This is a genomic window from Tamlana sp. 2_MG-2023, assembly GCF_030548465.1.
Taxonomy (GTDB): Bacteria; Bacteroidota; Bacteroidia; order Flavobacteriales; family Flavobacteriaceae; genus Pseudotamlana.
The window spans coordinates 1-14960 of the sequence record NZ_JAUOSF010000006.1; the positions used below are offsets into that span (position 1 = coordinate 1).

The 14960-nt window shown below is 34.9% G+C and carries 11 protein-coding genes; 9 read left to right on the forward strand and 2 right to left on the reverse strand.

The annotated features are described in order from the left end of the window. Window positions 1–164: 164 nt before the first annotated feature. The gene (gyrB, locus tag Q4566_RS11325; protein WP_303421240.1) at window positions 165–2114 is read right to left on the reverse strand and encodes a DNA topoisomerase (ATP-hydrolyzing) subunit B; all 1950 of its coding nucleotides are present in this window, start codon (window positions 2112–2114) and stop codon (window positions 165–167) included. Window positions 2115–2789: 675 nt separating this feature from the next. On the opposite strand from gyrB, the gene Q4566_RS11330 reads away from it, so the two are divergent. From Q4566_RS11330 to dinD, 7 genes are all read left to right on the forward strand, one after another. After that, on the forward strand, window positions 2790–4076 hold the full coding sequence (locus Q4566_RS11330) for a porin (protein WP_303421242.1): 1287 nt from the start codon (window positions 2790–2792) through the stop codon (window positions 4074–4076). 288 nt (window positions 4077–4364) lie between these two features. Continuing rightward, a complete protein-coding gene (locus tag Q4566_RS11335) occupies window positions 4365–4634 on the forward strand; it encodes a hypothetical protein (protein WP_303421244.1) in 270 nt (89 codons plus the stop codon). 3 nt (window positions 4635–4637) lie between these two features. Next, entirely contained in the window at window positions 4638–6038 is a 1401-nt protein-coding gene (locus tag Q4566_RS11340) for an amidase family protein (protein ID WP_303421246.1), read from the forward strand. After that, on the forward strand, window positions 6038–9379 hold the full coding sequence (gatB/aspS, locus tag Q4566_RS11345; RefSeq protein WP_303421248.1) for a bifunctional amidotransferase subunit GatB/aspartate--tRNA ligase AspS: 3342 nt from the start codon (window positions 6038–6040) through the stop codon (window positions 9377–9379). The genes Q4566_RS11340 and gatB/aspS overlap by 1 nt, the downstream gene beginning before the upstream one ends. Window positions 9380–9529: 150 nt before the next feature. Next, on the forward strand, window positions 9530–10225 hold the full coding sequence (locus Q4566_RS11350) for a hypothetical protein (protein WP_303421250.1): 696 nt from the start codon (window positions 9530–9532) through the stop codon (window positions 10223–10225). 247 nt (window positions 10226–10472) lie between these two features. Continuing rightward, entirely contained in the window at window positions 10473–11003 is a 531-nt protein-coding gene (locus tag Q4566_RS11355) for a hypothetical protein (RefSeq protein WP_303421251.1), read from the forward strand. 37 nt (window positions 11004–11040) lie between these two features. After that, on the forward strand, window positions 11041–11880 hold the full coding sequence (dinD, locus tag Q4566_RS11360) for a DNA damage-inducible protein D (RefSeq protein ID WP_303421252.1): 840 nt from the start codon (window positions 11041–11043) through the stop codon (window positions 11878–11880). An 11-nt stretch (window positions 11881–11891) separates the two neighbouring features. On the opposite strand, the gene Q4566_RS11365 is transcribed toward dinD, so the two are convergent. Further along, window positions 11892–13097: an ATP-binding protein gene (locus Q4566_RS11365; protein WP_303421253.1), complete on the reverse strand. Its 1206-nt coding sequence runs from the start codon at window positions 13095–13097 to the stop codon at window positions 11892–11894. Between the two features lie 401 nt (window positions 13098–13498). Between Q4566_RS11365 and Q4566_RS11370 the strand changes: the two genes are divergently transcribed. Beyond that, window positions 13499–14035, forward strand: a complete 537-nt coding sequence (locus Q4566_RS11370; protein WP_303421254.1) for a DUF2911 domain-containing protein — start codon at window positions 13499–13501, stop codon at window positions 14033–14035. 85 nt (window positions 14036–14120) lie between these two features. Then, the gene (locus Q4566_RS11375; RefSeq protein ID WP_303421255.1) at window positions 14121–14795 is read left to right on the forward strand and encodes an inorganic diphosphatase; all 675 of its coding nucleotides are present in this window, start codon (window positions 14121–14123) and stop codon (window positions 14793–14795) included. Window positions 14796–14960 lie beyond the last annotated feature (165 nt).

Here is a 14960-nt window from a genome sequence, read left to right on the forward strand (position 1 = left end):
AGTAATGATCCAATGTCTTTTTTAGTGCAAAGATCTAACTATTTTTAATCTTCACACACAACTTTTGGCATTGATCCTTTTAAAATTCGAAATAACTTGTAAAAAATAAGGCCGTCTGAAAAATAAATTCCGACGGCCTTATTCAATATATCAACAGATACTATTTACGCATCAATATTAGCATAAACAGCATTCTTCTCAATAAAATCACGACGTGGTGGCACCTCATCTCCCATAAGCATAGAGAAAATTCTATCGGCTTCCGTTCCGTTATCGATTTGAACTAAACGCATGGTTCTAAATTCAGGATTCATGGTAGTGTCCCAAAGTTGTTCCGCGTTCATCTCACCCAGACCTTTATAACGTTGTATTTTTGAACCATCGCCGAATTCGGCAACAATAGCATCACGTTCTTTGTCTGACCAAGCATATTGCTTTTTAGCACCTCTTTTCACTAAGTATAAAGGTGGCGTTGCGATATAAATATGTCCGTTTTCAATCAACTCCTTCATATATCTGAAGAAGAACGTTAAAATTAAGGTTGCAATGTGACTACCATCAATATCGGCATCACACATGATTACTACTTTATGGTAGCGTAATTTTGAAAGGTTTAAAGCTTTACTATCTTCTTCCGTTCCAATGGTTACACCAAGTGCGGTAAAGATGTTTTTTATCTCTTCGTTTTCAAAAACCTTATGTGTCATGGCTTTTTCAACATTCAAAATTTTACCTCTTAATGGTAAAATGGCTTGGAATGCACGGTCACGACCTTGTTTAGCCGTTCCACCCGCCGAATCTCCCTCAACTAGGAATACTTCACATTTTGTAGGATCTTGCTCTGAACAATCTGATAATTTCCCAGGCAATCCACCAATACTCATTACGGTTTTACGCTGAACCATATCACGCGCCTTTTGAGCTGCATGACGTGCTTGCGCCGCTAAAATTACTTTCTGAACAATTGTTTTAGCATCGTCTGGATGCTCCTCTAAATAATCAGTAAGCATCTCTGAAACCGCCTGACTTACCGAAGCCGAAACTTCTCGGTTACCTAGTTTTGTTTTTGTTTGTCCTTCGAACTGAGGCTCTTGAACTTTTACAGAAACAATAGCCGTTAAACCTTCACGGAAATCATCACCAGCAATATCAAATTTCAGCTTATCTAATAAGCCAGACTCATCGGCATATTTTTTAAGCGTATGTGTTAAACCACGACGGAAACCAGATAAATGCGTTCCTCCTTCATGCGTATTAATATTGTTTACATAAGAATGTAAATTTTCAGCATAAGAGGTATTATAAATCATAGCCACCTCAACAGGTACTCCATTTTTCTCACCTTCAAAAGCGATAACATCTTTCATTAAAGGCTCACGAGTCGCATCTAAATACTTGATAAATTCTTTTAAACCTTCCTCAGAATGAAATGTTTCACCTTCAAATTCGCCATCTTCTTTAACGTTACGTCTATCAATTAAGTGAACCGTAATACCTCTATTTAAATAGGCCAATTCACGTAAACGACTTGCTAAAGTATCGTAGCTATATTCTAAAGTTTGCGTAAAAATGGTAGGATCTGGTCTAAACGTTACAATCGTTCCACGTTTATCGGTATCACCAACTTTTTTAACTGGGTAAATCGCTTTTCCGCGCTCGTATTCTTGCTCCCAAATTTCACCATTTCTATAAACAGTAGCTTTTAAATGATCGGATAAAGCATTCACACAACTTACACCAACACCGTGTAAACCACCAGAAACTTTATACGAATCTTTATCAAACTTACCTCCTGCTCCAATTTTGGTCATAACAACCTCAAGTGCAGAAACGCCTTCTTTTTTGTGTAAATCTACAGGAATACCACGACCATCATCTTCTGTAGTAATCGAATTATCTTCATTAATTATAACAGTAATATTGTTACAATGTCCTGCTAAAGCCTCATCAATAGAGTTATCGACAACCTCGTAAACAAGGTGGTGCAATCCACGTACACCAACATCACCGATATACATCGACGGACGCATACGTACGTGCTCCATACCTTCAAGGGCCTGGATACTGTCTGCAGAATAATTATGTTTATTAAATTCTTCTTTAGGTTCGCTCATAATTTATATGTTCTAAATTAATGTTCTTTTAAAATTGTTCTCGCTTTCGCGGAAATTGATATCGACATGATTCATATTCAGAAATTCAACTGAAGAAAACCGTGCTTCATTCGCATAAAAAAAGATGCCAATAAGCATCCTTTTGAATACAAACAAATATACAGCTTTTTAGCCTCATATTAAAGCATTTCATCGAGTGTGTCACGAGATTATCAACAAATTGTTAATTACTTAAAACACGCTCAAATCGCTTAAAAATAGTCTTAAAATTGATTTCGATCCTTTTTAATTAGACCCAGAACTGGCAAAACACAAAAATCGCTCAAAAAGCTTTATTTTAACTCATGGCAGAAGCAAAAAAAAGTAAATTTCAGCCTGATGTGTACTTAAAAATGCCCAAAACAATAACCCTTTGTGCCTCTCCGTGTTGCCCTCTGTGCATCTCTGCGTAACAACTAAAAACTGATTTCTCGCAGAGGTGCGAAGACGCAGAGGGCACCACGCAAAAATCGGTGTCTGAAATGATTTTCTGCAGAACAGTGAACAACTAAATAACAGACACATGCCTAAAACAGCTCTTTTTCTACTTTTTTCTTGAAACATGAGAAATATCACATGAAGCCTCCAACAATAATCATAATTTTGCAATGTATTTTGAATACTATATTCATGAAAATGAAAAATATACATTTTTTAGTTTTACTAATAACACTCTTGTTATCCATAAATGCAATCGGACAAGAAACCGATTCACTTTCTAACAAGCAACAAACCCAAGTTTTTAAACCTACATTTAAATGGAATGTTCGCGCACAGTTTTGGTTACGTCACTCCGATTTTAATAAAGGCTCATTAGTTAATAACGAGCCTACATCTAGCTTGACCGACCTCTCTATTCGCAGGCTAAGAATTCCTATTTCGGCACAAATTACACCTAAGCTATATGCTTCGGCACTTTTTGGCGATAATAATTACAATATAAAATACGACGGCCCATGGATTCGTATTTTGGATTTTTATGCCGAATATGCCTTCTCTAAACAATTCACCATGGGTATGGGCAAATCGGGTTATCAAGGCTTAAGCCGTTGGAATGTGCGTTCCAGCTCCACTTTAATGGGACTAGACTCTCCGCTATTTCCTTTAAATACCGTTGAAAAAAATGATGATTTAGGTCGCCAATTTGGATTTTGGCTTAAAGGTCAAGCAGGGCATTTTGATTATAGATTATCTGTGAATCAGCCAAAAGCAGTGACTACAGTTCCAAACGGAAAAGTAGACTTTGCCAACAACAAACCACGTTGGAAAACATCATCATACGTGAAGTATCAATTTTTTGAAAACGAGTCGAACAAATCGGCTTATCAAGTAGGCACCTATTTAGCTTCCAAAAAAGTTTTTAATATTGGCGCTGGTTTTCAATTTCAAGAAAAAGCCTTTAGCGATGGAGATGCTCAAGACCCGCTAACCAACTTTTACGACATGAAACACTGGGCGGTCGATTCCTTTTTAAATCTACCTCTAGGAAATCAAGATGCTATTACGGCTTATTTAGGCTATTATAACTTTGACTATGGTAAAGATTACGTGAGAAATCTTGGCGCTAACAACCCAACAAACGGTGTAGAAAACGGTGATTATAATGGTGCCGGAGTTGCTTTTCCCATGATGGGAACAGGCTCCACCTGGTACGCACAATTTGGTTACGCTTTTCACCCAACTAAACTATTAAATCAGGAAGTGGTTATACAACCTAATGTCGCGGTGCAACACGCCAATTGGGATGCACTAAAAGACCATATGACGGTTTACGATTTTACGGTAAACTTTTTAGTTAAAGGTTCTCACAGCAATAAAATAAGTTTAGGCTACCAATATCGCCCCATTTTTGATGCTATAACTTTTACTAATACAAGCTATAAAGGCATGGCTGTTTTACAATACCAAATCACCCTGAAGTAAACAACAGCGGCCTTCTTTCAACCAACAAACCAATCGCTTTACGCTATTTAACTAGGCTTTTATATTTTTTATAGAATCCTACCTCACTTTTTTGTAGTCAGTTTCAAAAGAAAAAACGCATTATAACCGCTCCATTGTTATTAATTTTTCAATGATTCAAACACTTTACTCCTATATTTCAATAATAATAACATTATTTTAACTTTACTCTTAGTAATGCAAAAACTACCTAAAATCTTTCGTAATTTTACCCGCTTAAAAGTTTCACTTTAAAACACATAAAAAGACATGAGTAAAATTATGACAGTCGACGTTTTGTCGAGTATTAAAGGAGCACAGCCTTCCGAGACTGTGAACAAGTTATTTGAAGTAATTAAAAATGCCAATCTTACAAATAATAATTCTTTTAATAATAATCATAATAATAGCGTGTCACTAAATAATTTGAGAGAAGATGTTGTGATTGACAGTTCTAAACTGGAAAAACAAATCATTATTGAAAACTTCCCAAAAGAAAAAAACGGCTATTTAGTGGTTTCTAAAGTAATAGAAGAATAGTTTATGGACTCTCAGATACTCAAAATCCATCAGCAATTGGTGGATCAAGAACTTACTTGTACAACACTTGTGCAAAGTAAATTAGACGCATTAAAGCAAAACACAAACAACACTGTTAACGCTTTGCTAGACGAAAAAGCCTTAGCATTGGCTACGAAAGTTGATGCGAAAATTGCAAACGGCGAAACGATTGGTTTATTAGAAGGGATCCCTTTTGGTATTAAAGATGTTTACATGGTACAAGGGACCATCACAACGGCCAGTTCAGATTTGCTTAAAAACTACAAATCAGCTTATACCGCAACAGCCATTCAAAAATTATTGGATGCTGGCGCGATTCCTTTAGTTAAAGAGAATTGTGATAGTTTCGGACACGGTTCTTCAAGTGAAAACACCATTTTCGGAGCCGTTAAAAACGCCATTAACCCAGATTTAGTGGGTGGTGGTTCCAGTGGTGGATCGGCGGTGAACGTCGCTAAAGATTATACAGTTTTTTCTATTGGAGGTGATACCGGTGGTTCTATTCGTCAGCCAGCAGGTTACAACAATGTTTACGGATTGAAACCAACTTATGGGCGCATTTCACGCTACGGTTTAATGGCTTATGCTTCGTCAACCGATTGTGTTGGCCCAATTGCCAAGTCTATTGAAGATATTCGCATCGTTTTAAACGCTATGAGCGGACAAGATGTGAAAGACCAAACCACTTACGCTTCCGCGGAAATTGATAAAGAAGCGATTTCAACTTCCGAAGACATAAAAACCATTGGTTTTTTCAAGAACTTCATTGAATCTGAAGCCATTGATGCTGAAGTAAAAGCCGATTTCTTAGCAGCCATCGAAAAAATAAAAGCAAAAGGGATTGAAGTGAAAGCTTTAGACTTCTTTGAATCGAATACTTTAGTTTCTACATATTATACACTCGCTATGGCGGAAACAGCTTCTAACCTGTCACGTTTAGACGGCACGAATTACGGTAACCGTATTGAAGCTGAAAATTTAAAAGAAACGTATTCAGTAACCCGTTCTGAGAATTTTTCAGAAGAAACCAAGCGTAGAATCGTTGGTGGAAACCAAGTGTTATCACAAGGATTTTCAGATGAAATCTACTTAAAAGGTTTAGGCTTGAGAGATCAAATTTCAGAAAATTTCGAGAAAGATTTTAAAGAAGTAGATATCATCCTGTCACCGGTAACGCCAAGCACACCGCCTAAAATTGGAGATAGCTTGAAAGACCCTCTAGCCATGTATTTATCTGATGCTTATACCGTTGGATTTAGCTTAGGCCAACTACCTACGCTAACCGTACCACAAGGCACAAGTACGGGTTTACAAATTACAGCCGCAAAAAATAATGACGAACTCGTTTTGAAGTTTGCTAACTTCTTAAAAGACACGATATAATGGAACTGGAGCAATTAAACGAGCTATTAAAAAAGCACGAATTAGAATTAGTAATCGGTCTGGAAACCCACGTTCGATTAAATACCAACACAAAATTATTCTGTTCTTGTGCAAATCAAGAAATAGAACAACCTAATCAAAATATATGTTCGGTTTGTACCGGGCAAATGGGTGTGTTACCATCAATTAACAAAGAAGCCATTACTAAGGCTATTTACTTTGGTAAGGCCGTAAAATCGACGTTTTCTAATGAAGTTATTTCTTGGGATAGAAAACACTACGAATACCCAGATAACCCGAAAAACATACAAATCACACAGTTTCATAATCCCGTGATTCCTGACGGACAAGTATCTTGTTACCGTAATGACGGTTCGCAGTTTACAGTGAATTTAACACAGGTTCATATTGAGGAAGATGCCGCTAAACTCATGCACGAAAAGAAAGTGTCGTTAGTTGATTTTAACAAAGCTGGTGTGCCTTTAATTGAAATTGTGACCGAACCTTGTATTCGCCATATTGAAGATGCTTCAACTTATGCGCAGTACATACAACGTATTGTTCAGAATTTAAAAATCTCTGAAGCTAACCTTGAAAAGGGTGAGTTTAAATCGGATGTTTCGGTATCGCTTCGTAAAAAACAAGATTACAATTTAAATCCGCGTACCGAAATTAAAAACTTAAACTCTTTTAAGTTTATGGTTGATGCTTTAAAAGAAGAAGTTGAAAAACAACTGAATTACTACATCGAGCACAAAGAATTTAGACCAGACCAAACCACGGTTTTATGGGATGCCGAATTGAAGCAAACCAAAACTATGCGTAAAAAGGAGTTTGAAGCCGATTACCGTTTTATTTCGGAACCAGATTTACCTTTTGTAAGCATTAAAGATGTGGTAGAATCGATTGATGTAGACATTTCTACTTTACCTTTTGCAGTGGAATCCATTTTAATTAAAGGTGGTGTTTTACCTCAAGATGCTAAGTTTTTTACTGCAGACTCCCTGCGTTCTGAAACTTTTGTGGCCATCAACAACGTGATTAAAGATCCGTCGTTTGTTGCAAAAACTTTGGTTAATAATATTGCAGCCGACGATTATTCTAGCATTCACAATATTGAAAACTTGATTGAAATTTTTCAACTGTTTAAAGCTGAAAAAATCACATCAGTTTTAGTACAGAATGCCATTACTTCTTATTTGAAAGATAGGAATTTTGATTATACCACCTATTTTGAGGAAAATACCATTTCTGAATCTCAGATTCAAGATGCGATTGCCAAAGTCATTTCTGAAAACGAAGCCATTGCCAACGACATCAAATCGGGCAACCAAGGTAAAGCTGGAATTCTTGTTGGAAAAGTCATTGCCATTATTGGTAAAGGGGCTTCAGGAAAAGTAATTCGTGAAGGCATTTTGAATGCACTTGCTGGGAATAATGACGGAAGACCGAAGACCGAAGACGGAAGTGCGCAACAACCAGCAACCAATAACCAACAACCTACAAATAAAAAAGAAGAAGAGGTTTTACCTCAAATTCCTATCGTTATAAAAGACGAGTACAGAACACACGTGATTTCAGAGGTTTCGGAAGCTCAAATTTCCGAAAAAATCACCCTTTCAGGATGGGTATCTAGTGTGCGTGACCACGGTGAATTGATGTTTATCGATTTACGTGATTCGAGTACACAAATCTTCCAAGTGCGTTTAAGTAGAGAATCTTTCCCGAACCTTGACGAACTCGTAAAACTCAAACCAGAATCGGTTATTACCGTTACAGGCGTTGTGGTTCAGCGTAAAGAAGACGATTATAACGCGGCTTTACGCACCGGTAAAATTGAATTGGAAGCTTCAGATTTAGAAATTTTAAACCTTTCTAAAACCCTACCTTTCGAAATAAAGAGAGCTACAAAAACCAATGAAAACGTTCGTTTTCAGTATAAATATTTAGATCATAGAAATGATGATGTACGTCGCGTGATTGTAAATCGCCACAAGGTGATTAAAATGATGCGTGATATTCTAGACAATCAAGATTTCTTAGAAATTGAAACGCCTATTTTAAGTGCCGGAACCGATGAAGGTGCTCGTGAATTCATCGTACCTACACGTAAGCAAGCTGGTGCGTTCTACACCCTTCCGCAGGCACCTCAGCAATTCAAACAAATGTTGATGGTTTCTGGTTATGAAAAGTACTTTCAAATAGCACGTTGCTTTAGAGATGAAGATTCTCGTGGTGATCGTCAGCCAGAATTTACACAGCTGGATATTGAAATGGCCTACGGAAGCATGCAACAAATCATTGATTTGAACACGAATATGTTCAACAGTATTGTTCAAAAAATATATGGTAAAAAATGGATTTTACATCCGTTTGAAGTCATTACCTATAAAGAAGCGATGGACAGTTATGGTTGTGACCGTCCCGATTTACGTTTCGGATTAAAACTTCAGGATATTACTGAAATCGTAAAAGATACCACCTTCCAAGTGTTTAGTAAACCTATTGAAGAAGGCGGTATTGTAAAGTGTATTAAAGTTTCTGCTGAAGAACAAGGCAACAAACGTTTGTCTAAAGGTCAGATTGAAAAACTTACTGGTATTGCCCAACAACACGGTTTAGGTGGACTGGCTTATATCATTGTGAATGAAAATGATTTACAATCGCCAATCATTAAATTCTTAGGTGAAGATATTGCTGCCGGCATCATAAAAACCACAGACGCACAAGTTGGTGATATTGTATTCTTCTCTGCAGCCGATTATGCTACAGCCAACAAAGCTTTAGATGCGGTGCGTCAAGAATTAGGAAACATGTTACGCTTAATCAACCCTAAGGAATTAAGACCGGCATGGGTGGTTGATTTCCCAATGTTTGAAAAAACAGACGAGGGTAACTGGACCTTTACACACAACCCATTCTCTATGCCTGCTATTTATGATTTAGACAAACATATGAATGGTAAAGAGGAAGAAATTGGTAGCATTATCGCCCAACAATACGATTTAATCTTAAACGGTTATGAAATTGGTGGCGGTTCTGTGCGTGCACACAAACCAGAAATTCTTGAAGCCACATACAAAAACATGGGCTACAACAAAGAAGAAATGATGAAAAGTGTAGGCACCATGTATAAAGCGTTCCATTACGGCGCTCCACCACACGGCGGTATTGCTTGGGGTGTAGACCGTTTAATGATGATTTTAGAGAAAAAAGCATCCATTAGAGAGGTTATGGCCTTCCCTAAAACAGGAACTAGCGAAGACTTGCTATTTGGCGCACCTTCATTATTATCTGATAAAAAAGTAGAAGAAATGAATGTTAAAGTGATGAAGAAGTAATTTAGAGTTCACTTTTAAATTTTTTATAGAATTAAAGCTTCAGTTTTTACTGAGGCTTTTTTTGTGGGTAAATTTTATCTATAATTTAGAATTTTCACCACGTTAAAAAAATATATGTTGTTATATTCGTTTGTTAGCTATTATATAAAAATGACCCGTAAAGAATTCGACATATCGATTTACCATATAATTTTTGAAGATTTAAGAAAATATCAAAACCTAATTGAGACTTTCCTAAATACTCAAAAAAAAGAACTTGAAGAAAACATCATTGAAGTTAAAGTTAATGAGAAATTGAATGATAGTGAAAAGTATGAGAAATATTTAAATTTGATTGGCACAGAAAGTTATGAGAAATTTGAAAAATATCACGATATAGCAAGATTGTTTCCTCATAATTTTAGAGTTTCTTTCTTAACCCAAGTTATTTCAATAATTGAAAGAGAATTAAAAAAATTATGTAATGATTTAGGAACTATACAGAGACAAACATTTACGGTTGCTGATTTAAAAGGCACTAATGACTTTTTAAAATGTAAAGAGTACTTAAAAAAAATTACAAATATTGATTTCAACTCAATAAATGCTGAATGGGAATATATTTTACAATGCAAATCACTTAGAAATAATTTAGTCCATGCTGACAATGTAATTAAAATGGATAACAAAAAGCTAATCAACTTTATAAAAAACAATGATTCTATTGACTATGAACACGAAGAGTTCATAGATAAAAAGGAAGATATAATGACTTTTGTTATAGTCAACAGCAAATTAATTGACGAATTGATTAATAAATCTCAAAAGTTATTTGAAAATCTTTTAATCTTAAAATACAATAGCTAACACCATGTATAAGACACAGCTAAACTAGGCTTTCCCTGAGGTTTTTGCTTATTAACTAAGTCCCGCCAAATTTTTAATTTGGCTTATACGTTTGATAAGTTAAAAACAAAATTAAAAATTTAGCTCAGTTATATCCTTAAAAACTATTACCTTTTTACTCGCTACGTTCCATACACAAAATCCGCTGGTTAGTATTAAAAATTCACTTTTATAAGAGCATCATTAACTGAAATTAACACAATAAATCATGAAAACTGAAATTATTAGAATAATATTAGATATAAGTTTAATAATTATCGCCATATATGTTTTTGTTATAAAAAACTACTTGATTGAAAAAGGAAAAAATCTTGCAACAAAAGAGGATATCAAAGAAATTACGGATAAAATTGAATCAGTGAAATACGAATATCTAAAAAAGCAAAACATAGACAAGCTTGAATTAGAGTTAAATCAAAAACTATATAATGCTCTAAACGCTTTGAATGATAGTTTTATGCAAATTGGAAAACTATCCCAAACAAAGCAAAATACCGAAAAAAGTTGGGCTGTTTTCTCGGAAAAAACAGCAGATTTAGAAATTCTATTAAGAAATCATAATTCAACATATTTTGAAAAATATAAATATTATGGAGTATTAATTGAGAACAAATTAAATGCACTAACAACAGCTGTTAACTCAATAAATCAAACTCAATCGCTTAAAATAGGAAATGAAATTTTAAATATTATTGAAGAATTCAAACTTGAAATATATAAAACAATAAAAAATAACTAATTCAAACAAACCCTATAAACATTCGTGTTTTAACAATATGAAATTAGAAATAATAAAATCACTATCAAACAACTTTGAAGACCATTCTCAAACTACCGAAAACGGTATCGAATTTTGGTTTGCGAGAGATATACAACATCTATTAGGCTATTCTGAGTGGAGAAATTTTCAAAAAGTTATAGTAAAAGCAAAAATATCTTGTGAAACTACTGGAAATGATATTTTAGACCATTTTGTTGACGTCAACAAAATGGTAAAACTTGGTTCCGGAAGTGAACGAGAGATTGAAGATATAATGCTTACAAGATACGCTTGTTATCTAATTGCTCAAAATGGAGACCCCAGAAAAGAACAAATAGCATTTGCCCAGAATTACTTTGCTATCCAAACAAGGAAATTTGAAGTAATTGAAAAAAGAATTAAGGATTGGGAAAGACTTCAAGCTAGACAAAAGTTAACACTTTCTGAAAAAGAATTATCAGAACTCATCTATGAACAAACAGGTAATGATAGAAACTTTGGAATAATACGAAGTAAAGGAGACCAAGCTTTATTTGGAAAAACAACTCAACAAATGAAAAATAAATTAAGGGTACCTAAAGGACGAGCTTTAGCTGACTTCCTTCCAACAATCACAATAAAAGCAAAGGATTTTGCCACTGAGATAACTGTATTTAACACTAAAGAAAAAGGCCTAAAAGCAGAACGACAAATTTCCGCAGAGCATATAACAAATAATCGTGGAGTAAGAGACATTTTATTAAAAAGAGGAATAAAACCAGAAGAGCTTCCTGCAGAGGAGGATATTAAAAAACTAGAAAGAAGAGTTAGTTCTGAACCAAAGAAACTTGGGAAAAACCCTGACAAATTGAAATAAAAAAGACAACATTAGAGTTGTTTTAAAACAGAAAAAGCAAACGTGGTTCCTACGCCCACTTCAGAAGACACTTTAATTTCTCCTCCCAGATTATCTATAATATTCTTTACGGAAGCTAAACCTATTCCAGTACCAATATTTCCATACTTATCTTCGGAACCAACAACGCTAAAAAGATTGAAAATTTTATCAATATACTTTTCAGGAATGCCATCGCTGTTATCACTTACTGAAAATAAATACTCCGTTTCACTTTCAAAAATAGTAATCACAATCTCCGTTTTTTCCTTAGTGTTGTACTTTATAGAATTGGTTACTAAATTAACCAAAACTTGCATGATGGCCGATTTATTGGTGGTAATGGTTTCAGAGTTACCTTCTAGAGAAAAGTTCACACTTTGGTCTAGATTCGTTATTTGTTGTAACTCCGTAAGAATATCTCGAATCCATATCGTTTCGGTACCCTTTTCAAGCAATTCGTCACTGGCATAAAATTTCAATAAACCATCAACATAATCTTTTAAAGCATAAGAAGAGGTTTTTATGTATTCTAAATATTGTTGAGATTCATCGGCTAAGTCTGTATCTTTTTTGTTTTCCAGCAACTCTGCCAAAGAGATGATATTGGCTAATGGCGACTTAAGATCGTGAGAAACTATTCTGGCAAACTTTTTTAAATTTTTGTTTCTTTTTTTTAATTTATCCTGCAGCTGCATGAGTTTAATGTTCTGAAACCTTAGCTCGAACAAATTAGTAACCTGCTTAGCCATAGCGATTAATGCGTTTTTTTGCTCATTGCTTAGTTTACGTGGTTTGGTATCATAAACACAAAGCGTTCCGAGCTTATACCCATCAGAGTTTACTACAGGAACCCCAGCATAAAAAATCGCCTTAAAATCGGTTACTAATGGATTATCGTGAAATCGCACATCCCTTCTGGAGTCTTCAATAATCGTGATAACCTCTTCTGAGTTAATCGCATGACCGCAAAAGGAAATATCCCGAGGCGATTCATTAAAAGGTACGCCGTAATGTGATTTCAAAAAATTACGATCTCTATCTAACAAAGTGACTAATGATATAGGAACTTCGCAAATGTAAGCCATCAAAGCCGTGATATTATCGTAACTTTCCTCTGGAAGCGTATCTAAAAGCTGGTATTTATTTACCGCTGATTGCCTTTCAAATTCATTATGAGGTAATTCAGGTCTTATCATTTACAACTAAAATTTCTTATGAAATTAATCTATATCTGGATGATTTCCTAAAATATCATGAAGGAGATTTTATTTCGAATCGAATAAAAACTAAAGATAAAATCAAATAAACTAGGTAACAGTGTAAAATATTAAACAGCATCTAGTTAGAGAAAAATGGAAAAAGTAAAAATATTAATCTCATGCCGTAAGTGTTCCAGCTTAATTAGTAGTTTTTGCTTATTATATATTAAAAAACTCAAATCTAAGGGGTACGAAATTGCTATTTTAATCCGTTTAAAAATTGTAAAAAATGACAACTTTCACTAAGCTTTGTAAACTTTAACATCTCAATCCGATTTTTACAAAATCATTAAGAGTATTTCGGTTTAACTTTAAAAACTTAATTAAAAAAATCATTTATGAAAAAATCAACTTTTATTTCTAGCCTTGCTTTTATCTGTTTACTTCTAGTCTCTACAAATGTAGATGCTCAGAAATTTGCAAAACTAGATAAGAGTCCGCTTGACGTTACAGCATACCCTACTAGTAACAAGGAGCCTAACAAAATAGTAAAAATCGTTTACAGCAGACCGCAACTTAAGGGTCGTGAACTAAGTAAATTAGCCCCTAATGATAAAATTTGGAGAACAGGTGCTAATGAAGCTCCAGTAGTTACTTTTTACAAAGACATGAAAGTTGATGGTAAAACGGTAAAAGCTGGAGAATATTCATTATTCACGATTCCAGGCGAGTCAGCTTGGACTATCATTTTAAGTAAAGACGTGAACGTTTGGGGTGCATACGCTTATAATGAAGCTAATGATGTGCTTCGTGTTCAAGGTAAAGTAACCACAGCCAACGAGTCTATTGAAGCCTTTTCAATGGCTTTTGACGAGGATGGCACGTTGTACTTGGCGTGGGACAAAACTAGAGTTTCAGTACCTTTTACCAAGTAAAAAATTTGGGCTTATAAATTAAAAGCTTCAGAAGATATTCTGAGGCTTTTTTATTTCCTAAATTTAGCCTTCAAAAATAAAATCTATGCATAAGCCAATACGCTTTTTATTTTTTTTAGTAACCTTAACTGTTCTTTCTAACTGTAATTCCGAAGAAAAAAACAAAAAGCAAGTTCCTGTAAAACCTACTTCAGAAGAATCTACTAAAAAAACAAACCTACTAACCGACATCACTCCAATTTTTAAAGACGGTGATGTGAATGCCGTTATCGAAATTCCGGCGGGCACGGTAGACAAATGGGAGCTTGATAAAACAACAGGAGAAGTGACATGGGAAATGGTAAACAATACACCAAAGGTAGTGAATTACTTAGGCTACCCTGGAAACTATGGCATGATTCCGCGAACGTTGCTCGATAAGGAAAACGGCGGTGATGGTGATCCTTTGGACATTCTTGTTCTTGGCCCACCAGTAGAAAGAGGTTCCCTATTAAAATCTAAAATTATTGGCGTCTTATATTTAAGTGATGGCGGGGAGCAAGACGACAAACTCATTGCGGTTTCTAGTCATTCTGCACTCTACCAAGTGAATTCCATTGAAGAATTGAACAACGAATTTCAAGGCATCACAACCATAATCGACATCTGGTTTACGAATTACAAAGGACCAGGAAAACTAAAATCTAATGGTTTTGGGGATAAAGCTGAAGCAACCAGAATATTAAATGTGGCTATGAATCAGTATAAAGCTAAGGAATAAATATTTGAACGGTTTATACGTTGAATCGTGTAATCGGTTAGCTATACTACTGAAAATCGTGTCCCCGTCTAGGAATTGATTATTTATTATTGACTATTGATTAATGCGTTTACGTGTAGATTTGAACTATTCATTGTTAATCGGTGAATTGAAAAATTTGACCGA

Coding starts and splice junctions, on each gene's coding strand:
- dinD (WP_303421252.1), top strand. CDS start 11,041: ATGAAATTAGAAATAATAAAATCACTATCAAACAACTTTGAAGACCAT.
- gyrB (WP_303421240.1), bottom strand. CDS start 2,114: ATGAGCGAACCTAAAGAAGAATTTAATAAACATAATTATTCTGCAGAC.
- Q4566_RS11365 (WP_303421253.1), bottom strand. CDS start 13,097: ATGATAAGACCTGAATTACCTCATAATGAATTTGAAAGGCAATCAGCG.
- Q4566_RS11370 (WP_303421254.1), top strand. CDS start 13,499: ATGAAAAAATCAACTTTTATTTCTAGCCTTGCTTTTATCTGTTTACTT.
- Q4566_RS11355 (WP_303421251.1), top strand. CDS start 10,473: ATGAAAACTGAAATTATTAGAATAATATTAGATATAAGTTTAATAATT.
- Q4566_RS11375 (WP_303421255.1), top strand. CDS start 14,121: ATGCATAAGCCAATACGCTTTTTATTTTTTTTAGTAACCTTAACTGTT.
- Q4566_RS11330 (WP_303421242.1), top strand. CDS start 2,790: ATGAAAAATATACATTTTTTAGTTTTACTAATAACACTCTTGTTATCC.
- Q4566_RS11350 (WP_303421250.1), top strand. CDS start 9,530: ATGACCCGTAAAGAATTCGACATATCGATTTACCATATAATTTTTGAA.
- Q4566_RS11335 (WP_303421244.1), top strand. CDS start 4,365: ATGAGTAAAATTATGACAGTCGACGTTTTGTCGAGTATTAAAGGAGCA.
- Q4566_RS11340 (WP_303421246.1), top strand. CDS start 4,638: ATGGACTCTCAGATACTCAAAATCCATCAGCAATTGGTGGATCAAGAA.
- gatB/aspS (WP_303421248.1), top strand. CDS start 6,038: ATGGAACTGGAGCAATTAAACGAGCTATTAAAAAAGCACGAATTAGAA.